Source organism: Streptomyces sp. 71268 (genome assembly GCF_029392895.1).
Taxonomy (GTDB): Bacteria; Actinomycetota; Actinomycetes; order Streptomycetales; family Streptomycetaceae; genus Streptomyces.
Window position 1 is genome coordinate 2,570,616 of the sequence record NZ_CP114200.1, and the last position, 20,224, is coordinate 2,590,839.

Consider the following 20,224-nt stretch of genomic DNA (forward strand, 5'->3'; position numbering starts at 1 on the left):
CGGGGCCCGGCCCCGGGTGCGCGGCGCGGGCGGCGTCGTGCCGCCCGCGTGCTCGCGCGGGCCGGTCCCGTCGGTTGGTGGTTCGTCGGTGGTTCGTCGTCTGCCGGGCGTCGCCGCGCGGCCACGCGGGCCGCGCCGCCCGTCCCCCGCCGGCCGGCCGCGAGCGGGCCGGCGGCGGCGTCCGGCGCGGGGCGTGGCCCCGCGCCGGACGCGAGGTCCCGTCAGGTCCAGCGGCCGGAGCCGATGGCCTCCTTGCTGCCCAGCACCTGTTCGCGCAGGTCGAGCCGGCGCACCTTCCAGGTCGCGGTGCGCGGCACCTGGTCCCAGGGCACGAGCTTCGGCTCGGCCATCGGGGGCAGCCCGGCGGTCGCGGCGGCCCACTCCTGCGGGTCGAGCGTGTCGTCGGCCATGGACAGCACGGGCACGGGCAGTTCGCCCGGCACGCCGAGCACGGTCACGTCGGAGGCGCGGGGCAGCCGGTCGAGCAGGATGCTCTCCAGCTCGATGCCGCTGGTGCCGGGGATGATGTCCACCTCGCGGTCGACCAGCTTGAGGCGGCCGAGCGCGTCCATCTCGCCGACGTCACCGGTGTTCCACCACTGGCCGTCGACCTTCTCCGCGTGCCGGTCGCTCTCGCCGACGTAGTCCAGGCACTGGGCCTTGGTGGCGACCATCATCAGCCCCGGCTCGCCCTTGGCGACCTTGCGGCCGGTCTCGATGTCGACGACCTTGACCTTGTTGAAGCCGGGCGAGGGCCAGCCGATGTCGCTGGTGACCGACGCGTCGTCGGAGATCTTCTTCATCCGGCTCCGGGTGAAGAGCGTGAAGCAGACCGGGCCGACCTCGCTCTGGCCCCAGCCCTGGAGCCACACCGGGAAGCGCCGCTTGGAGACGTTCAGGAAGGTGCGCACCGTGCGCGGGTGGATGGCGTCGAAGGTGCCGACGTACAGCCGCACCTGGCGGAAGATCTCCGGCCGCTGGTAGGCCAGCTCCTCCCAGCGCTGGAAGATGTTCGGGCACGCCTCAAGGGAGGTGGGCCGGTGCTCCTCGATCATCCGCTCGGCGACCTCGGGGTCGTGCTTGGAGATGATGACGATCTTCTTCGGGGCGAGCACGAACTGCCCCATCACCCACGAGACGATCCGGCCGTGCGCGAACGAGACGGAGGTGGCGGCCACGTCGCGGTGCTTGCTGGCCAGGACGGGGAAGCGGATGCGCTCCATCCGGGCCACGCCGCCCAGCAGCGAGTTGCCGGAGTGAACGACGAGCTTGGGCACGCCGGTGGTGCCGGAGCTGTGCATGATGAGCATGGACTCGTGCGGGGCGCGCAGCCGGGTCGGCGGGGCGTCGGCACCGTCGAGGTCGCTCAGCGTCAGCGCGTCCTTGGGGGCTCCGTCGCCCAGTTCGCCGAGGACGATCACCTTGGTGCCCGGGTCGCTCAGCTCGACGCCCGCCCGGGCGGCGGCGGCCAGCGCGGAGGGCGAGACCACCAGGACCGAGGGCTTCAGCTTGGCGATCATCGCGCGGTGGTTCTCCGGGGTGTTGGCCCCGGCGATGGTCGCGGGTATCGCCCCGAAGCGCGCCGCCGCGGCGGCGGCCAGCGTCATGTCCAGGTGGTTTTCCTTGACAATGGCCACGCGATCGCCCGCGCGGGCCCCCGCCGCATAAAGGCGGGCGGAGAAGTCCCGTACCGTGTGGGCGAGTTGTGCGGCGTCAAAACGCGTGCCCTGATCGGGGGCTATGTCAAAGGGCCGGTCCAGGTAAGCGACGGTCTGCTGCTTGGCCTGCGCGTGCCATTCAAACAGCTCAGCGATGTTCAGCGGGTGTTTCCGATAGGACATTCCAGCTCTCCCCACCTAGGAACGGGATTACCTTCACGACGGGCCGCGCGGGTGGCCGCGCAGCGTGCGTGCAGGCGCTGGTCGCCCGGGGTTATGAAGGCTAGAAGTTGTCACAAAGTAGGCTCCGACCTGCACGAATGGCCATAGCAAGCCCCATGGCAAGCTCCACCATGTCAGATAGCAAGAACTAGCCGCTACCGTGCGCGAGTACTTTCCCCAAGACTCGGTGGCCAGTTCGCTCAGGACGGGCCGATCCGCTCGGCGACACGTCGTACGGGGAATGGAGAGCGGCATGGCCAGCACGCGCCTCGATGTCTGCGTCATCGGGGTGGGCCCGCGCGGTCTCTCCGTCCTGGAACGGCTCTGTGCCAATGCCCGGCATTTTCCGGCACTCGGGGCGCTGACCGTGCACGTGGTCGATCCGCACGTGCCGGGCCCCGGGCAGGTATGGCGAACCGACCAGTCCCGGCACCTGTTGATGAATACCGTGGCCTGCCAGGTGACCGTCTTCACCGACGACAGCGTGGACATGGCGGGCCCGCTGGCCCCGGGCCCCAGTCTCTACGAGTGGGCCCGCGCGATCGGCGCGCGTGCCGCGGCGCCCCCCGGGTTCGTGCCCCCACAACCGGGCGCACGACGGGCGCACGAGGCACCCGCCAGCGCCGCCGAGCCCTCCGGCACGCCCTCCACGTCGCCCACGCCGCCAGGCCAGACATCGCGGACAGCGACACACGGCGCCTACGGCCTCCCGGACCCGGGCGACCCGATCGACGCCGCCACCCTGGCCGAGGCCGCCGCGCTGGGCCCGGACACCTATCCGACCCGCGCGCTGTACGGCAGCTACCTCATATGGGCCTTCGGGCGCGTCGTCGCCGGCGCCCCCGCGCGGGTCTCGGTCCGCGTGCACGCCGGGCGGGCCGTGGCGCTGGACGACGGGGTGGCGGGCACCCAGACCGTGACGCTGGAGGACGGCACCCGGCTCGAAGGGTTGGACGCGGTCGTCCTGGCCCAGGGCCACCTGCCCGTCGAGCCGTCGCCGGCACAGGCGGAGCTGGCCGGCTTCGCCGACCGGCACGGCCTGGTGTACGTGCCGCCGGCCAACCCGGCCGACGCCGACCTCTCGGGCGTCGAACCGGGCGACACCGTGCTGCTGCGCGGGCTCGGGCTCAACTTCTTCGATCACATGGCCCTGTTGACGCAGGGCCGTGGCGGCCGTTACGAGCGCCGCGCGGGCCGCCTGGTCTACCTGCCGTCGGGCCGGGAGCCACGGTTGTACGCCGGCTCGCGCCGGGGCATGCCGTACCACGCGCGGGGCGAGAACGAGAAGGGCGTCGAGGGCCGCCACGAGCCGTTCCTGCTCACCCCGGAGCTGATAGCCAAGCTGCGCGCGCAGGCGGCCGGCACCCCCGGGCTCGCCTTCCGCGAGACGCTGTGGCCGCTGGTGGCGCGCGAGGTCGAGACCGTCTACTACAGCGCGTTGCTGACCGCGCGCGGCGAGGCCGAACGGGTCGCCACGTTCCGGGAGCGCTACCTCGCGCACGCGGCGGACGGCGCGGCGACGGCGTACGACACCGCCCACCCCGATGACGCCCGCCCCGACACCGCCCGTGGCGCGTCCGGCAGCGCGGGCCAGCCGGCCGGCCCCGCGTCCGCCCACCCGCCGGTCAGCGCCGCCGACGCGGAGTTGCTGACCGCGTTCGGCATCCCACCGGCCGAGTGGTGGGACTGGTCGGCCATCGAGCAGCCCTACGCGGAGCGCGAGTTCAGCGGCCCGGACGACTTCCGGGACTGGCTGCTCGACCAGTTGCGCGGCGACCTGGCGGCCGCCCGGGCGGGCAACGTCAGCGGCCCGCTCAAGGCCGCCCTCGACGTCCTGCGCGACCTGCGCAACGAGCTGCGGCTCGCGGTCGACCACGGCGGCCTGAGCGGCGATTCCTACCGCGCCGACCTGGACCGCTGGTACACCCCGCTCAACGCCTACCTGTCCATCGGCCCGCCCGCCCGGCGCATCGAGGAGCTGGTGGCGCTGATCGAGGCGGGCACGCTGCGCGTGGCCGGGCCCGCGCTGCGGATCGAGGCCGACACTGACGCGGGCGCGTTCGTCGCCGAGTCGCCGGCCGTGCCCGGTTCGCGGGTCACCGCCCGGGTGTTGATCGAGGCGCGGCTGCCGGAGATCGACCTGCGCCGCACGGCCGATCCGCTGCTGCGCCACCTGCTCGCCACCGGCCAGTGCGCCCCGTACCGGCTGCCGGCCACGGACGGCACGGCGTACGAGACCGGCGGGCTGGCCGTCACCGAGCGCCCCTACCGACTGCTGGACGCGCACGGCGTGCCCCACCCGCGGCGGTTCGCGTACGGCGTGCCCACCGAGGCCGTGCACTGGGTGACGGCGGCCGGCATCCGGCCCGGCGTGGGCTCGGTGATCCTCAGCGACTCGGACGCCATCGCGCGGGCCGTGCTCGGTGACGACCCGACCCGCGCGCCGGACGCGCCGGCCCCGGCGCTCGCGGCGCGGGCGGCCGACCGATGAGCGCGGAAGGGGCGCGCGGCGACGAGTTCGCCGACGCGGGGCTGCTCTCGCCCGTGCGCGCCGGCACGCCCGTGGAGGCGGCCGTCACCGACCACGCCTGGCTCCAGGCCATGCTGGACGCGGAGGCGGCGTTGGCCAGGGCCCAGGCCCGGCTCGGCACGGTGCCGGCCACGGCGGCCCGGGCCATCAGCGACGCGGCGCGCGCCACGCACCTGGACCTGTTCGCGCTGGCCCGAAGCGCCCGCGAGGCGGCGAACCCGGTGGTCGGCCTCGTGCGGGAGTTCACCTCGGTGGTCGCCGCGCGCGACGCGGCGGCGGCCGAGTACGTGCACCGCGGCTCGACCAGCCAGGACATCTTCGACACCGGCGCGATGCTGGTCGCCGACCGGGCCCTCGGCCTGGTCATCCCCGATCTCGACCGGACCGCCGAGGCGCTGGCCGGCCTCGCCGAGCGGCACCGGGACACGGCCATGGCCGGCCGCACCCTGACCCTGCACGCCGTGCCCACCACCTTCGGTCTCAAGGCGGCCGGCTGGATGTGGCTCGTGCTCGACGCGGCGGAGCGGCTGCGCCGGGTGCGCGAACAGCTCCCGGTCCAACTCGGCGGCGCGGCCGGCACGCTGGCCGGCTACCTGGAGTACGCGGGACACGGGCACGGCTCGCCGGGCGCGGCCTCGTACGCGTACGAGCTGACCGCCGCCTTCGCCGCCGAGACCGGGTTGGCCCAGCCGGTGCTGCCCTGGCACGCGCTGCGCACCCCGATGGCCGACCTGGCCGCCGCGCTCGCCTTCACCTCGGGCGCGCTCGGCAAGATCGCCGTGGACGTGCAGTCGCTGACCCGGACCGAGGTCGGCGAGGTGCGTGAGGGCGCGGTCGCCGGGCGCGGCGCCTCGTCGGCGATGCCGCACAAGCGCAACCCGGTGCTGGCCACCGTGATCCGCTCCGCCGCGCTCCAGGTGCCGCAGCTCGCGGCCACGGTGACCGGTGCGATGGCCGTCGAGGACGAGCGGTCGGCCGGCGGCTGGCACGCCGAGTGGGAGCCCCTGCGCGCGTGTCTGCGGCTGACGGGCGGCGCGGCGGCGCACGCCGTGGAGCTGGCCGAGAACCTGGCCGTCGCCCACGACCGGATGCGCGCCAACCTCGACCTGACCGGCGGCCAGCTCGTCTCCGAACGGATCGCGGCGGCGCTGGCGCCGCTGCTCGGCAAGGCCACCGCCCGGCAGGTGCTCAGCCGGGCGTCCGCCGACGCCGCGGCCTCCGGACGCCCCCTTGAGGCCGTGCTCGGCGAGCTGCCCGAGGTGACCCGGCACCTGTCGGCCGCGCGCCTGGCCGACCTGGTCGAGCCGACGCACTACACCGGTGCCGCCGGCGCGCTGGTGGACCGCGCGCTGACCAGGCCGCGCCCCGGCCGCTGGCAGGACGTTGTCATGGCCCCGAGCAGCCCAGAACCGCAGGATTGACCCATGGACCGGGACAGGCGGGCGAAGGCCACCGCGACGCCGGCGCGTTGGCGCGCCGCGGCGGCCACGTCGCGCTGCCCAGGCGGCCGACCCGCCGCCGGAGCACGGCACCGTGCCGTACTCGCCGACCCCGCCGCCGCTCCCGGCGACCACTCAGACGACCACGACCGCACCACCGCGCACGCCGGGCGCTCGCAGCACGCACAGGCTCGTACGCACCGTCCACACGCCCCGGCCGGACCGGCCTCCGGGACGGGCCCGGGCGGCGGCGTCGTGGGCCGCTCCGCGCGGCAAACGCCCCGGCCGGCCCGGGTCGGCGTCCCGCGCGGCCCGGGTGACGGGGCCACCCCAGTCCCCCACCCCAGACGCGCCCCCGGCGCCCCACCCTGGCTCCCGCCCGCCACGGAGCAGACACCGCCACCGGGCAGCCACCTGAGATCCTTGCCGAGCCGCCAGACCGCCTAGCACGCCCAGATCACCCAGATCACCGTCGACGCGCCAGGCCGCGACCCGGGTGAGCCGGACGCGACAGCGCGACACCGTCGGCCACGGCGCCGACACCCGCACGACCACCACCGAGGACTCTGTCTTCCGCCATGCCGGGGAGCTTGTTGTGACATCCATCGAGGCGACGACCACCGTGGCCAACACCGACGCCGGTCGGGGCACACCGTCCCGTCAGGGCACACCGGGGGAGCTGCGCGACCGCATGCTCGCCCGGGTCGAGGAGCGGCTGGCGGCGCTGCTCGCGCAGGAGCGGGCGTACTGGAGCGAGCAGAACCCGGACGCGCTGGAGCTGGTGGACTGCGTCGGCGCCATGGTCGAAAGCGGCGGCAAGCGGCTGCGCCCGGCGTTCTGCATCGCGGCCTACCTCGCCGCCGGTGGCGACCCCGAGTCCCAGGTGGCCGTGGACGCCGCCGCCGCGCTGGAGTTGATGCACACCTCGGCGCTGCTCCACGACGACGTGCTGGACGAGTCGGAGCTGCGGCGCGGCGGGCCCACCGCGCACGTGCTGCACGCCACGCTGCACCGCGAGCGCGACTGGCACGGCGACGCCCGGCACTACGGGCAGAGCGTGGCGATGCTCGCCGGCAACCTCGCCATCGTCTACGCCGAGCGGCTGCTCGCCCACTGCCCGCCGGCCGCGCGCTCGGTGTGGGGCGAGCTGTCGACGGAGCTGATGGTGGGCCAGTTCCTGGACGTGCGGGCCGCCGCCAGGTTCCAGCCGGACATCCCGCTGGCCCGCTGGATAGCCCTGTTCAAGTCCGGCCGCTACACCGTCTACCGGCCGCTGGCGGTGGGCGCGATGCTGGCGGGCGGCTCGCCCGAGCTGCTGACCCCGTTCGAGGAGTACGGGCTCGCGCTCGGTGAGGCGTTCCAGTTGCGCGACGACCTGCTGGACGCGTTCGGCGACACGGACATCACGGGCAAGCCGGCCCGTCTCGACTTCAAGCAGCACAAGATGACGCTGTTGATGTCCTTCGCCCTCCAGGACGAGCCCGAGGTCAAGGCGCTGGTCGGTGACGACCTGCCGAACACGGACCCCGAGGAGTTGCACGCGCTGCTCCTGAAGACGGGCATGAAGGACCGCGTCGAGTCGGTCATCGAGGAGCGGCTGAAGGTCGCCAACGACGCGGTGAGCGCGGCGCTCCCGGCCGAGTGGGCCGCCGAGCTGCACGCGATGGCGCGGGCGGCGGCGTACCGGGTGAAGTGAGCCGGGCCCGCGCCCACCCCACCGCGTGCGCCGGGCGCGCGCTCGGGGCGGGGCGGGGCCGGCCGAAGCCGGTCAGGCTCGCTCGCAGGGCCGGCCAGCCGGGCGGGGCCGGGCGGGGCCGGTCAGCCCGGCCAGGACCGGCCGGGGTCAGGCAGAGCAGAAAAGCGCCGGGCCCGGCACCGTCGGGTGCGCCGGGCCCGGCAGGGTGGTGCGTGGTGCTATCCCGCGGCCGTCTGCTGCACGATGCGGGTGACGTGCACGCGGGAGGGGCACTCCAGCTTGTTCATCACCTGGCGCAGATGGTTGACGACCGTCCACTCCGACAGCTCGAGCGAGCGGGCGATCTGGCGGTTGGTCATGCCCTCGGCGACCAGCTCCGCGATCTGGTGCTGCCGGGGGGTGAGCCCGGCCAGCCTGGCGTCGGTCCCCGGGCCCTCGACGGGCTTGGGCACCGGCGCCGACAGCGCGGTGGCCAGCGCCGAGTAGAGCGTGGGCGTGTCCACCGCGGTGGCGGTCCGACCACTGTCACCGTCGGCCGCGTCCCCCGTGGCCTCCCGCAACTGGTCGGTCAGCGACCGCAGCGCGGCCCCGTCCGCGCTCGGCGGCAGCTCGTGCTGCTCCCGCAACGCCTTGGCCAGCCCCAACAACCGTAGGACGTGCGCTCGCTCCGTGCCGCCTCCGCTCGGCGCCGAGCGAGCCGCTGTCTCCAGCGCGAGCACCACATCGGCCGGGCCGCCGATGTACCGGGTGAGGATCTCCATGGCCTCGCGGACCGTGGTGTACGCCTCCGCCGACCGGCCGGTGGCCAGCCGTACCCGGGCCAGGTGGACCAGCGCGACGGCCCGGGCGTACGGCTCCTCCAGGGACCGCAACTCCTCCAGGGCCCGCACCAGCGGTGCGTCCGCCTCCGGCTTGCCGCTCGCGGCGCGTACCAGGGACAGCAGGCGCCGTGCGGCGGCCGCGTTCCTGACGTCGCCGATCGCGTCCAGCTCGGTCACGGCGAACTCGGCCTGCCGTTCGGCCGCCTCGTTGTCCCCCGCGCGCCGCAGCAGCTCCCCCTGGAGCGTGGCCACCCGGGCCCGCCCGCCGGGGTCCCCCGTGCCGCGGTAGAGCTCGGCGGCCCGGGTCAGCAACGCCCGGGCGCTCTGGAGCTCCTCGCCCGCCATCGCCCACCGACCCGCCGTCTCCAACGCGTCGGCCAGCAGCGCCGCGTCCCGCGCGTCCCGTACGTCGGCCGCCTCCAGGGCGGTGACGGAGCGGGACAGTATCCCCGCGGACTCGCGCAGCTCGTTGTGCACGACCCACGCCTCTTCGAGGGCGAGCAGCGTACGGACCGCGGTGGCGTGCTCCCCCTTGGCCTGGAGCCGCCGGATCGCGGTGCGGATGTCGGCCAGCCGGGTCTGCGCGAGCGCGAGCCAGTGGGCCCGCTCCTCCGCGATGCGCAGCCCGCGTTCGGCGGCGACGGCGAACTTCGCGTAGTGGTCGGCGTGCCGGTTCCGCGCCTCGGCCTGTTCCTCGGGGTCCTGCGCGAGCCGCTTGCGGTAGTAGTTGCGGGTCGCGGTGAGCATCCGGAACTCCGGCTCGCCCCCCTCCCGCTTGGCGCTCACCAACAGGCTCTTGTGCACCAGCGAATCCAACCTGCGCGCCGCCTGCATCAGCGACAGGTTGCCCAGTCGCTGCGCGGTGGGCAGGTCGATGGAGGTCTCGCACACCGCGAGTCGCTGGAGCAGCGCCCGCTCCTCGGCGGAGAGCGCCTGGTCGCCCCAGGACAGCGCCCCGGGTACCGACTGGTGACGGGTCGGCACGTCGAGGAGACGGCTGTTGTACGGGTGGGCCCCGCGCCGCAGTTGTTCGAGCAGCGCCCGCGGGCTGAGCGTGCCCACGGCCCGCGCGGTCACCTCGATGGCCAACGGCACGCCGTCGAGGAGTTCGCAGATCTCGGCGATGTTGTGCAGTTCGCCGCCGTGCAACACGTCGCTGCGGTAATGCGCCCGCACCCGGTCGATGAACAGTTGCACCGCCACCGAGCTGTACGGAGTCCGCCCCCCGGAACCCACGGGGAAGGGCGCCACGGGGAACAGGTGCTCGGCGTACACCTCAAGGGAAATGCGACTGGTCAGCAATACGCGTAGCGCCGGGCAAGCGCGCAGCAGCGCCGCTATGTCGGTGGACAGCAGCGGTGCCACGAGATCGCAGTTGTCCAGGACGAGCAGCAGCTCGCGATCGCCGATCTCGGAGCCGACCAGCTCCGGGAGGGCGAGCGCCGCCGCGTCACCGCCGATGCCGAGCGCCGCCGCCACCTGCCGCCAGGCGATGGTGCGGCTGCCCGTCGACGCGAGGTCGGCCTTGATGATGCCGTCGGCGGCATAGGGCACCGACGTGGCGAGCACGGCGTTCGCCAGTGCGCTCTTGCCCACGCCGGCGGGTCCGGTGATGGTCAGTAGCCGGATTCCGGGATCGTGCAGCATTCCGCAGAGTTCGGCAATTTCCCCTTCCCTTCCGAATAACCGGGCAGAACGGGGTTGGTGCATTTTCTCACGGTTCGTTACGGACAATATGGGAATTGCCTCGCAGACACCGCTATCCATGAGCTGGTTCACGAAATCACTCCCGCCATGACTTCAGGCCACGTCGCCTCCGGCCAAGGGCAGCAACACGAGCACACTCATCAGTCCTGTGACACCGGGCTCGCCAGACCCCCCGATGAGCGCCTCCGTTCGCTCTCCCCCGTGCGCGGTACAAGATGTTTCATAGAGCAGACTTCACCAGGGTCTGCGGCACGAATAGAGCGCCGCTGGAGTCTCACTGAAACATCTGGCCGTCGAGCATAGCGGGCTTTGCTTGTGCGTCGCGCCCGGACCCGGGCGCGCGAGGTCAGTCCGTGCCCCGGACCTGCGGAAGCGCGTAGGTGGCGAGGAAGCGGTCCGCGAGATCGGTTACATAGCCGTCATCGAACGTTCCGTTGAAAAACAGCCTCTTGAAGAGCATCGGGCCGGCCAGCTTGTCGATCGCGGCGTCCGTGGGCAGGTCCGGCGACAGCTCGCCCCGAACCTTCGCCGCCTCGACAATTTCCCGTATGAGTTCCGTACCTTTGCGGTGGCAATCTTCCAGGATGATGGCGCTGGCCCGGTCGGCCGCGGCCCGCTCGATCATCACTCGCAGCGCACGCTCGGCCACAGAATCGAGCAGCATGCTGCGAAACGCCTGCAATTCAGAGATCAAATCGGTCCGCAAGTCGCCCGTCGGCGCGCAATGTTCGACCTCGAAGGAGCGGGCGAGTACGTCACGGATCAACATGGCCGACTCCGGCCAATGCCGGTAAAGCGTGGTCCGGCCGACCCCGCTGCGCGCCGCCACGGCGACGTGCGTCACCGCGGCCCAACCGTCCTCGATCAGCAGTTGCTGCGCCGCCGTGAGCGCCGCGGCCCGGCTGCGCTCCGCACGCGGATCGGGCCCCCGGTGCGTCACACCGACCGCCGCGCCGTCCGTCTTCGCCATGCATCACGCTCCACGCTGAACTGACTAATGTGGAGCAGTTTGCACCAGACCCCTACTGGGCGCCTACCTCGCCCGCCCCCACGAGGGCTTTTTGGGCCTGGTCAAACCCCTATCGCGGCGCGAATTGAGCGCTGAGCGCGACCGGCGGGAAGCGCTGCGCGACGGCCGCCACCGCACCGCTGGACGCCCACGGCACGCGCGCCACGGGCCGCGCCCGCGCGGATACGGCACGGGCCGGCCCCGAGGGGCCGGCCCGCACGCTCGCGGATCAGTACGCGGCGCCCGCCACGGGCTCGGCCCGCCGCTCCGGGGTCAGCTCGCGCTGCGACTCCGGCGGCACCTCCACCGCGTACGCCCGCAGGAAGCCGTCGACCAACTCGGTCACGTAGTCGCGCTCGAAGCCGCTGTTGGCGACCAGCCGGCGGAAGAACATGGGCCCGAGCAGCAGCCCGATGGCCTCCTCCGTACCGAGCCGGGCCGGCAGGTCGCCCTGCTCGCGGCCGTGCTCGATGATCGCCGTCAGCACCTCGGCGCCCTTGTGCCGGCACTGCTCAAGGACCTCGGCGTACTCCGCGTCGATCGACGCCTGGTCGATGATCACGCGCAGCGCGCGGTCGCCGGTCGGGTTCTCCAGCAGGAGTTGGAAGGCCCGCAGCTCACAGATCAGGTCCTCGCGCAGGTCGCCCGTGCGGGAGGAGTGGTCGATCTGGAACAGCTGGGCGAGCAACTGGCGGATGAGCATCGCCGAGTCGGGCCAGTGCCGGTAGAGGGTGGTGCGGCCGACGCCGCTACGGGCCGCGACGGCAACATGGGTGACCGCCGCCCAGCCCTCTTCGATCAGCAGTTCCTGGGCAGCGGCGAGCGCCGCGGCCCGGCTCCGTTCCGCGCGCGGATCGGGCCCCCGGCCCGTCACGCCGACTGTCATACCGTCTTTGTCCACTGGCCTACACGCTCCCCGTGAGGGCTTCACCGCCGTGGAACGTCCGTACCACAGCCACGCTTAGCCCCCCGAGGATAGCAACGATCGACCATACGATCAGTTCCACGGATCGGACATAAACCGACCACAGGCCCGGTCGGCCCCGCCGCCACGGCCCCCGGAGGGCCGGGTCGGCCCGTTCACCGCCGGGCGGTCAGCGCTCGCGCAGCATGCACACCCGGGGCCAGCGGTCCAGGCCGATCTCCGCCTCCCGGCGCCGGATCTCCCGCAGCCCGGGCGTCACCTCGGCGTCGGACAGCACCCGGAACCCGCAGCGACGCGCGTAGTACGGCGCGTTCCACGGCACGTCCGCGAAGGTCGTGAGCGTCACCCCGGGCAGCCCCTCGGCCCCGGCGCGCGCCGCGAGGTGGTCGATGAGGCCGCGGCCGACCCCCTGGCGGGCCACGTCCGGGTGGACCGAGACCTGCTCGATGTGCAGCCGCCCGTCCACCGGGTCGGTCAGCCCGTACGCGACCGGCCAGTCCCCGTCGTCCACGACCACCCAGCAGCGCCCGGCCCGCTGGTAGTGGGTGAGCTCGGTGAGCGAGGGCGGTTCGTCGTCGGCGATCTCCGGCATGCCGATCGCCCGGAAGCTCTCCCCCGCCACCCGCTCGATGTCCCGCAGCACCGGAAGCTCGTCCCGGCGCGCCAACCTGTTGATCATGCGCCCATTCTGGGGCGGGGGCGCGGGTCGGGAAAGCGCGTTTCGCGGGCCCGGCTGCCGCGCGGGGCGGAACCGGGCCCGCGCCGGGCCCGTCAGCCGGCCTTCGCCGGGGCCTGCTCCGGATCGCTGTAGAACTGCCGGGCCCAGCGCCGGAACGGCATGACCGGGCCGTCCCCCTGCGCGAGCCGGGGCTGTTCCTGGTACCTGCTGTAGGCCCAGATGGCGGCGTCGCGGCGGATGTCCACGGCGGCGGCCGGGGCGAAGACGTACGGCGCCATGACGGCCACCAGCGAGGCGACCGGCCGGCGGCCGGAGCCCGTCGGCCGCAGGGCGACGGAGACCCGCATGTCGCTCCGGTCGGCCTCCACGGGCGTGACGGACATCCGGGCCCGCAGCTCGAAGCCGAACTTCATGGCGTCGGCCTCCACCCGGACGCTGCCGATCCCCTCCAGTGTCACGCGGATCGCGGGCAGGGTCGCGTACCGCTTGGCGCCCGCGCGCTCGCCACCGGGGCAGATCTCGTACTGGAACCGCATCAGGTGCCCGTCGGTCTCCTGGCCTCCCAGCGGGGCCATGCTGACCTTGTGCAGCGTGCCGAAGTGCCCGAAGTCGACGAAGTTCTCGGCGACGTCCTGCGGGTGGGCCGCCAGCGGGAACCGGGTGCACCGCGGCGTGCGGAACCCGTCCCCCATGATGCTCTCGACCTCCCACTGGGGTGCCTTCCCCTCGGCGTGGGACCAGACGAAGACGAGGTCGTCCACCTCGCGGAAGTCCAGGGTGGCCAGCCGGGCCTTGGGCGGCGGGGTGCCGTAGGCCGTCTTGACGCAGACCCCCTCCGGGTCGAACTGGAACTGGTGGAAGGGGCAGACGAGGTTGTCGCCGCGTACCGTCCCGCCGTGGCCCAGATGGGCCCCGAGGTGCGGACAGAACGGACGCGTCACGCTCAACCGGCCGCTCGTGGTGCGGTAGAGGACCACGTCCTCGCCCTTGAGCCGCCGGGCGAGCACCTTGCCGGGGCGCACCTCACCGCTGGTGGCCACGGCGAACCAGCCGTTGGCGTACGGAAGTTGGGGTTGTTCCTTGCTCGGCGACGGAGCGCGGGCCGGGTCCTTCGGGTCCCGCTCGCGCCGCTTCCACCTGCTCATGGTGCACCCTTCGTCACGCTCGTCATGTACGCCCGTCTCGTGCCGTACCGCTCGCTGGCGGCGTGGTGTGGTCGCGGCCCGGACGCTTCGGCCGCGCTCCGCGCCGCGCGTTTCGCTAGCCCGTGGGCTCCTCGGCGGCCGGCGGGTCGCCGGCGTCGGCCGCCCCCGCCCGTATGTCGGCGCTCCCCTCGGCGCTGTAGAACTGCCGCGACCAGCGGCGGAACTTCACGACCGGCCCGTCCCCCTTGGCCAGCCGTGGCTGCTGGGCGTACCTGCGGTGCTCCCAGATCGGGAAGTCCTTGCGCGTGTCGAACCAGAACAGCCAGGTCAGGACCCTGGCGGCGAGTTCGGCCGGCAGCCCGGCCGCGCCGCGCGGGCCGAGCCGGGCGCAGCGGGCGCTGGTGGTCAGGCGCAGGTCGACATGGGCGGAGTCCACGGGCGTGACGGCGAACCGGGTGCGCATCTGCAGGCCGAGCTTGGCCACCTCGATCTCCGTGTACCCGACGCCGATGCCCTGGACGACCACCTTGACCAGGGGCGCGACGGAGGACACCCGCGCGGAGTCGTCGGCGCCCTTGGCCGGGTGGAACCGGTAGGTGGTGCCCATCCGGTGGCCGTCGAACCAGGGCTCCTCGACCACCTCGTGCCGGATGCCGTGGATCGGCCCGAAGTGCCCGTAGTCCACGATGTTCTCGATGACGTCCTGCGGATACTCCACCAGCGCCCGGACCGTGGGGTACGGGCGGGAGAACCCCTCGCCCGAGCGGACGTCGAGTTCCCACTGCGGCGGCTTGCCCAGCGCGTGCCGCCACACGAACACCAGACCTTCGATCTCGCGGCACTCCAGGGTGGCCAGCCGGGCCTTGGCGGGCGGCGGCGTACCGTAGCCGGTGCGCACGCACGCCCCGTCCGGACCGAACTGGAAGTGGTGGAACGGGCAGCGGATGTCCTCGCCGCACACGGTGGCGCCGTAGCCGAGGTGGGCGCCCATGTGCGGGCAGTGCGCCATCGTCGCGCGGGCCTTCCCACTGGCCGACCGGTAGAGCACGACGTCCTCGTCCATCAGGCGCCGGGTCAGCACCTGCCCCCGCCGCAGCTCACCGCTGGTGGCGAGGGGGAACCAGCCGTCCGCGTACGGCCCCCTGGGGGCGAGCCGCGCCATCGAGGGTGGCAGGCCCGCCTCTCCCCGGTCGTACCAACCCGTCTTCCTGACCCGCATGCCGCCCCTTTCCGCGCTGCCGCCCTGGCTCGTCGGCGGCGCGTCACCGCACCGCCCGTGGCCTGTTGGCAGCCCTTCCCGACCGGGCGCTCACGGCAACCGGTGGGGCCGGAGCGGGTGGGGGCACGTAGGGGGCACGCGGGGCGGTCCCACGGCGGGGCGGCGTGGCGCGCCACCCGCCGGGGCGAGTGGGGCGACGAGCGTGGGGGTGGTTAGGGGAGCGCGCGGCGGGTGTCGGACGTCCGCGCGGGGCATGCCAGCGCGTCAGCCGCCAGCCGTCAACCGCGCCACCGTCTCGCGCAGTCCCGACCAGCCGGCCTCGGTGTCCGACGTGCGCTCGTGCGGCCCCCGGAACCAGGTCAGGTACTCGGCCACGTCTCCCAGGTCCCAGCGCAGCGCGTACAGGGCCAGCGCCGAGGGGTCCGGGGTGTGCCCGCTGGCCCGCGCGTACCGGTCCAGGTCGGCGGGGCCGGTGGCCACCAGCCACAGGTCGCGCTCGGGGTGGGCGAGCCGCACCGTGTCCCAGTCCACGAGCAGCGGCCGGCCGCCCGCGCGGCCCGAACCGGCGCGCCACAGCACGTTGCCCGGGTGCGGCTCGCCGTGGGTGACCACACGCCGCGCGCCCCGCCCGGCCACCTCGGCCGCCAACCCGTCGAACGCGGCCAGCCGCTCGCGCAGCGCGGCGGCGGCCCCGGCCACCAGTTCCCGCGCCGGCTCCGCGAACGGGCCGCCGTGCCACGGGCGCCCGCACTCGGCCAGCGCCCGCCGCAGCGCCTCGCCCGTGGGCGACTCCGGCGGGAGGTCGGCGAGGGGTTCGGGTACCGCGCTGCGGTGCAGGGTCGCCAGCAGGTCGAGCACCTCGCCACGCTCGTCCTGCGACAGCTCCTGCCCGAACGCGCCCGCCTCGCCGCTCTCGTACGGGAAGACGCTGATCGCGAACCGGGGGCCGAGGCGTTGGATGGCCGCGCCGTCCCGGCAGGTCAGCGGGGCCACGACAAAGTCGCGGCCCGGTTGGGCGCGCAGCGCGACGGCCGCCTCCATCGCCGCGCGCAACCCGGCGAAGGCGGCGTCCGGGCCGCTGCCCCACTGGTCCTTGTGCGTGAGGTCGGCGACGGTGACGAAGGCGCGGCGACCGGCGCCGGTCTCGGCGACCCAGTGGTAGTCGCCGAAGCCGACGGGCGCGTAGGTGAGGTGCGCGCCGCCCATCCCCCAGGCGTCGAGGGCCTGTCGCACGGCGCGCTCATCGAGATCGGGTCGGTCCTGCATGCCGCGACCGTAGCGGCGCCCTGTCCCCCACGCACGCCAGTTCCGCCCGCCGAGCGCCCTCCCGTGCGCCCCGGCGCCCCGACACCCCCGGCCGGCCACGCGCGCGGGCGGAGCGGGAGCGCGTGGGCGGGGCGGGAGCGCGTGTGGGCGCGCGCCGGTGCGCGGGGCGGGGGCGCGCTGCGTACGGGAGACGCGGCGCGCTTTGACCTCTGCCCGGCATGGGTAACTTACGTGCGTTTCACCACTGTTCACCCCGTGAGGCCCTCTCGCGGGCTACTTCGGAGGAAGTGCACCAGAAGCTATGGACCTCCACCTCACCGGCAAGAAGGCCCTCGTCACCGGCGCCAGCCGCGGCACCGGTCTCGCCATCACCAAGGCCCTGTTGGCGGAGGGTGTGCGCGTGGCCGGCTGCGCGCGCACCCTCACGCCCGCGCTGAAGGAATCCGGCGCCGTTCCGATCGCGTGCGACGTCACCGCGCCCGACGGGCCGCGCGACCTGGTCGCGGAGGCCGCGGACACGCTGGACGGGCTCGACTTCCTCGTCAACAACGTGGGTGGCAAGGACACCTACAACTCGGGCGGTTTCCTCGCCCTGGACGACGCCGAATGGCAGCGGACGCTGGACCTCAACTTCACCAGCGCCGTGCGCGTCACCCGGGCCGCCCTGCCGCACCTGCTGCGCCAAGGCGGCGTCATCGTCAACATCTCCTCGACGGCGGCCCGCGTCCCGGCGCCCACGACGGTGGACTACGGGGCGGCCAAGGCGGCGCTGAACGCGCTGACCAAGGCGCTGGACCAGGAGTTCGGACCGCAGGGAGTGCGGGCCCTGACCGTCTCGCCCGGCCCGATCAACATCGAGCGCTGGACCGACCCGGACGGCCCGGCGGCCATCCTGGCCGCGGCGTTCGGCGTCCCGCAGGACGAGGTGGTGGCCCACCTGCCGAAGCGCTTCGGGCTGACGACCGGGCACATCGCGGAGCCGGCCCACATCGGTTCGCTCGTCGCCTTCCTGCTCTCCGGCCAGGCGGCCAGCATCGCCGGTGCCGACGTCCGGGTGGACGACGGGCTGGTCAAGGCCGTCTGACAGCCACCCCCGACCCGCCACCGCCCCGCCGCACCCCGCCCCGCCCCGCCCCGCCCCGCCGCGCTCCGCGACGCCACGACGTGGCCCCGCCGGGTCGCCGCGGCGGCGGGGCGCGGACGTCAGGCCCCCACGGTGCCGTCGATGCCCTCGCGCAGGAAGTCGGCGTGCCCGTTGTGCCGCGCGTACTCGTGGATCAGGTGGAGCATGACCAGCCGCAGCGACACGTCCGTGCCCCAGCGGGGCTGGTGGCCGGTCACCTCCAGGGACGGGGCCGCCCGCTCGACGCGCCGGGCGTGCTCCACCTCGGCGCGCCAGGCGGCGAACGCCTCCGGCGCGGAGGCCGAGCGCGCGTCGTACGCCTCCTGGTAGTCGCCCTCGGCGGACCAGACGAGCGGGACGTCCTCGCCGCCGATCACCCGGCGGAACCAGGTGCGCTCCACCTCGGCCATGTGCCGCACCAGGCCGAGCAGGGTCAGTGTGGACGGCGGCATGGAGCGCTCGCGCAACTCCTCCTCGGTCAGGCCCGCGCACTTCATGGCGAGCGTGGCGCGGTGGAAGTCGAGGTAGGCGCGGAGCGTCTCGCGCTCGTCGCCGGTCATCGGCGGGTCGATCCGCCGGCTCCAGTCGGGTGGGACGAGGGACTCACTGCTCACGGCGGCACTCCGGTTCGGCAAGGGGCTCGGCTACGACTGAACAGCGCGCTCGCGGACGCCGGGGCGCGCTCGGCCCGGCCACGAGCGGGCGACCGGCACGCGGGGAGCGTACGCGAGACCCCCGCCGGCCCACCCGCCGGGCATGACGCCCCCGAGCCGCGCCACCCGGACCAGCGCGAAGGCGGGCCCCGCCCAGTTGTTACCGCATAGTCAACAACTTGCGCACAAGGGATTGACTGCCTTGCTGACACGCAGTCTCATAAGAGCGTGACCGCGGGTAACCCATCAGCGAGGTGTCCTCAGCCATGACTGCGACGATGAACGAGATCGAGATGCTCCGGGACGCCCTCGGACTGCTCAAGGACCGCGAGCAGGTGGCCGAGCGCCTCCTCGACTCCTCCGCCAAGCACTCCTTCGACCCGGACAAGGAGTTGGACTGGGACGCGCCCTTCGAGGAGGGCAAGTGGTTCTGGCCGCCGGAGCTGGTCTCGCTCTACGACACCCCGATGTGGCAGCGGATGTCGGAGGAGCAGCGGATACAGCTCTCCCGCCACGAGTCGGCGGCCCTGGCCTCGCTCGGCATCTGGTTCGAGATCATCCTCATGCAGCTCCTGATCCGGCACATCTACGACCGCCCGACCACCAGCGCGCACGTGCGGTACGCGCTGACCGAGATCGCCGACGAGTGCCGGCACTCGATGATGTTCGCGCGGCTCATCCAGAAGTCGGACGTCCCCGCGTACCCGGTCACGCGGCTGCACCACAACCTCGGTCGCCTCTTCAAGACCATCTCCACCACGCCGGGTTCCTTCACCGCCACCCTGCTGGGCGAGGAGATACTCGACTGGATGCAGCGGCTCACCTTCCCGGACGAGCGCATCCAGCCGCTGGTGCGCGGCGTCACCCGCATCCACGTCGTGGAGGAGGCCCGCCACGTGCGCTACGCGCGCGAGGAGTTGCGCCGCCAGATGGTGACCGCGCCGCGCTGGGAGGCCGAGTACACCCGGCTGGTCTCCGGCGAGTTCGCCCGCATCTTCTCCGTCGCCTTCATCAACCCGAAGGTCTACTCGGACGTCGGGCTCGACCGTCGGGAGGCCGTGGCCCAGGTCAAGGCCAGCGGCCACCGCCGCGAGGTGATGCAGACCGGCGCGAAGCGGCTGACGGACTTCCTGGACGACATCGGCGTGCTGCGCGGCGTGGGCCGCAAGCTGTGGCAGAGCAGCGGACTGCTGGCCTGACGCCACCCCCGCCGGCGCGGCACCGGCCACCTCGCACGGGTGGCCGGCCGCCGGGCCTCCCGTAGGTCCCGGCCCGTCGCCGCACCCGCCGGATAGGCTGCTCGTATGAGAGGCAGCCCTTCATGACCAGCGGCGGAACCGCCCCCGCGGCCACCGCACGGCCCGCGCCCCGTGGCGCCTACCGCAGGCTCAGCGTCGAGGAGCGCCGCGCCGAACTGCTCGCCGCGGCGCTCGGACTCTTCGCCCACCGCCCGCCGGAGGACGTCTCGTTGGACGACGTCGCGGCGGCGGCCGGCGCCTCCCGGCCGCTGGTCTACCGGTACTTCCCCGGCGGCAAGCAGCAGTTGTACGAGGCGGCCATCGGCAGCGCGGCCGAGCAGTTGCGGGGCTGCTTCACCGAGCCGCAGACCGGGCCGCCCACCCAGCGGCTGAGCCGGGTCCTGACCCGCTACCTCACCTTCGTGGACGAGCACGACGCGGGGTTCTCCGCGCTGCTCCGGGGCGGCGGCGTCGCCGAGACCTCCCGGACCAACGCCATCGTGGACGGCGTGCGCCGCGCCGCCGCCGAGCAGATCCTCATCCACCTCGGCACGCCCGAACCCGGCCCACGGCTGCGGATGATGGTGCGGGTGTGGATCACGGCGGTGGAGGCCGCGTCGCTCATCTGGCTCGACGAGGGGAAGCAGCCGCCGCTGGACGAGCTGCGCACCTGGCTGGTGGACCACTTCGTGGCGCTGCTGACGGCGACCGCCGCGCGCGACGAGGAGACCGCGCGGGTGGCGCGGGCGACCCTCGCGCTGGAGGGTTCGGAGGGCGCCGTCGCCGACCTGACCCGCCGCATCCTGCCCCTGGTCGACGACGCCGCGCACCTGCTCTGAGCCGGGCCCTCGCGCCCGCACCGAGCTGGCCCCTCGTCGCGTCCGCGCGGCCGCC

15 protein-coding genes are annotated in these 20,224 nt (G+C 73.8%); 6 read left to right on the forward strand and 9 right to left on the reverse strand.

All coding sequences use genetic code 11. The features are described from left to right. Positions 1–221: 221 nt before the first annotated feature. Positions 222–1,841 (reverse strand): AMP-binding protein, encoded by a 1,620-nt coding sequence (locus OYE22_RS09310; RefSeq protein ID WP_277319970.1) that lies wholly within the window; start codon positions 1,839–1,841, stop codon positions 222–224. Positions 1,842–2,133: 292 nt separating this feature from the next. Between OYE22_RS09310 and OYE22_RS09315 the strand changes: the two genes are divergently transcribed. From OYE22_RS09315 to OYE22_RS09325, 3 genes are all read left to right on the forward strand, one after another. Further along, positions 2,134–4,371: an FAD/NAD(P)-binding protein gene (locus tag OYE22_RS09315; RefSeq protein ID WP_277319971.1), complete on the forward strand. Its 2,238-nt coding sequence runs from the start codon at positions 2,134–2,136 to the stop codon at positions 4,369–4,371. Beyond that, positions 4,368–5,831, forward strand: coding sequence for a 3-carboxy-cis,cis-muconate cycloisomerase (gene pcaB / locus OYE22_RS09320; RefSeq protein WP_277319972.1), 1,464 nt, complete (start codon positions 4,368–4,370; stop codon positions 5,829–5,831). Before OYE22_RS09315 ends, pcaB begins: the two co-directional genes overlap by 4 nt. A 613-nt stretch (positions 5,832–6,444) precedes the next feature. Further along, positions 6,445–7,545 (forward strand): polyprenyl synthetase family protein, encoded by a 1,101-nt coding sequence (locus OYE22_RS09325; protein WP_277319973.1) that lies wholly within the window; start codon positions 6,445–6,447, stop codon positions 7,543–7,545. A gap of 218 nt (positions 7,546–7,763) precedes the next feature. Here OYE22_RS09325 and OYE22_RS09330 read toward each other — a convergent pair whose 3' ends face one another. The 7 genes from OYE22_RS09330 to OYE22_RS09360 all read right to left on the reverse strand — a co-directional run bounded on the left by OYE22_RS09330 (position 7,764) and on the right by OYE22_RS09360 (position 16,316). Next, positions 7,764–10,013, reverse strand: coding sequence for a LuxR C-terminal-related transcriptional regulator (locus tag OYE22_RS09330; RefSeq protein WP_277319974.1), 2,250 nt, complete (start codon positions 10,011–10,013; stop codon positions 7,764–7,766). Positions 10,014–10,419: 406 nt separating this feature from the next. Then, complete coding sequence (locus OYE22_RS09335) at positions 10,420–11,043, reverse strand: TetR-like C-terminal domain-containing protein (protein WP_277319975.1); 624 nt, start codon at positions 11,041–11,043, stop codon at positions 10,420–10,422. 268 nt (positions 11,044–11,311) lie between these two features. Beyond that, the gene (locus tag OYE22_RS09340) at positions 11,312–11,968 is read right to left on the reverse strand and encodes a TetR-like C-terminal domain-containing protein (protein WP_176164072.1); all 657 of its coding nucleotides are present in this window, start codon (positions 11,966–11,968) and stop codon (positions 11,312–11,314) included. Positions 11,969–12,176: 208 nt separating this feature from the next. Beyond that, positions 12,177–12,686: a GNAT family N-acetyltransferase gene (locus tag OYE22_RS09345; protein WP_277319976.1), complete on the reverse strand. Its 510-nt coding sequence runs from the start codon at positions 12,684–12,686 to the stop codon at positions 12,177–12,179. A 92-nt stretch (positions 12,687–12,778) separates the two neighbouring features. Then, the gene (locus OYE22_RS09350; protein ID WP_277319977.1) at positions 12,779–13,831 is read right to left on the reverse strand and encodes a Rieske 2Fe-2S domain-containing protein; all 1,053 of its coding nucleotides are present in this window, start codon (positions 13,829–13,831) and stop codon (positions 12,779–12,781) included. A 115-nt stretch (positions 13,832–13,946) separates the two neighbouring features. Next, positions 13,947–15,050, reverse strand: coding sequence for a Rieske 2Fe-2S domain-containing protein (locus tag OYE22_RS09355; protein WP_277319978.1), 1,104 nt, complete (start codon positions 15,048–15,050; stop codon positions 13,947–13,949). Between the two features lie 264 nt (positions 15,051–15,314). Next, positions 15,315–16,316 carry a phosphotransferase gene (locus OYE22_RS09360; protein ID WP_277319979.1) on the reverse strand — a complete coding sequence of 334 codons (1,002 nt, stop codon included), beginning with the start codon at positions 16,314–16,316 and terminating at the stop codon, positions 15,315–15,317. Positions 16,317–16,617: 301 nt separating this feature from the next. Between OYE22_RS09360 and OYE22_RS09365 the strand changes: the two genes are divergently transcribed. Then, positions 16,618–17,400: an SDR family NAD(P)-dependent oxidoreductase gene (locus OYE22_RS09365; RefSeq protein WP_277319980.1), complete on the forward strand. Its 783-nt coding sequence runs from the start codon at positions 16,618–16,620 to the stop codon at positions 17,398–17,400. Between the two features lie 119 nt (positions 17,401–17,519). Here OYE22_RS09365 and OYE22_RS09370 read toward each other — a convergent pair whose 3' ends face one another. Continuing rightward, entirely contained in the window at positions 17,520–17,999 is a 480-nt protein-coding gene (locus OYE22_RS09370) for a DinB family protein (protein ID WP_277324060.1), read from the reverse strand. Positions 18,000–18,358: 359 nt separating this feature from the next. Between OYE22_RS09370 and OYE22_RS09375 the strand changes: the two genes are divergently transcribed. Then, positions 18,359–19,291, forward strand: coding sequence for a diiron oxygenase (locus tag OYE22_RS09375; protein ID WP_187060165.1), 933 nt, complete (start codon positions 18,359–18,361; stop codon positions 19,289–19,291). A 122-nt stretch (positions 19,292–19,413) separates the two neighbouring features. Next, complete coding sequence (locus OYE22_RS09380; RefSeq protein ID WP_277319981.1) at positions 19,414–20,169, forward strand: TetR/AcrR family transcriptional regulator; 756 nt, start codon at positions 19,414–19,416, stop codon at positions 20,167–20,169. Positions 20,170–20,224: the final 55 nt, after the last annotated feature.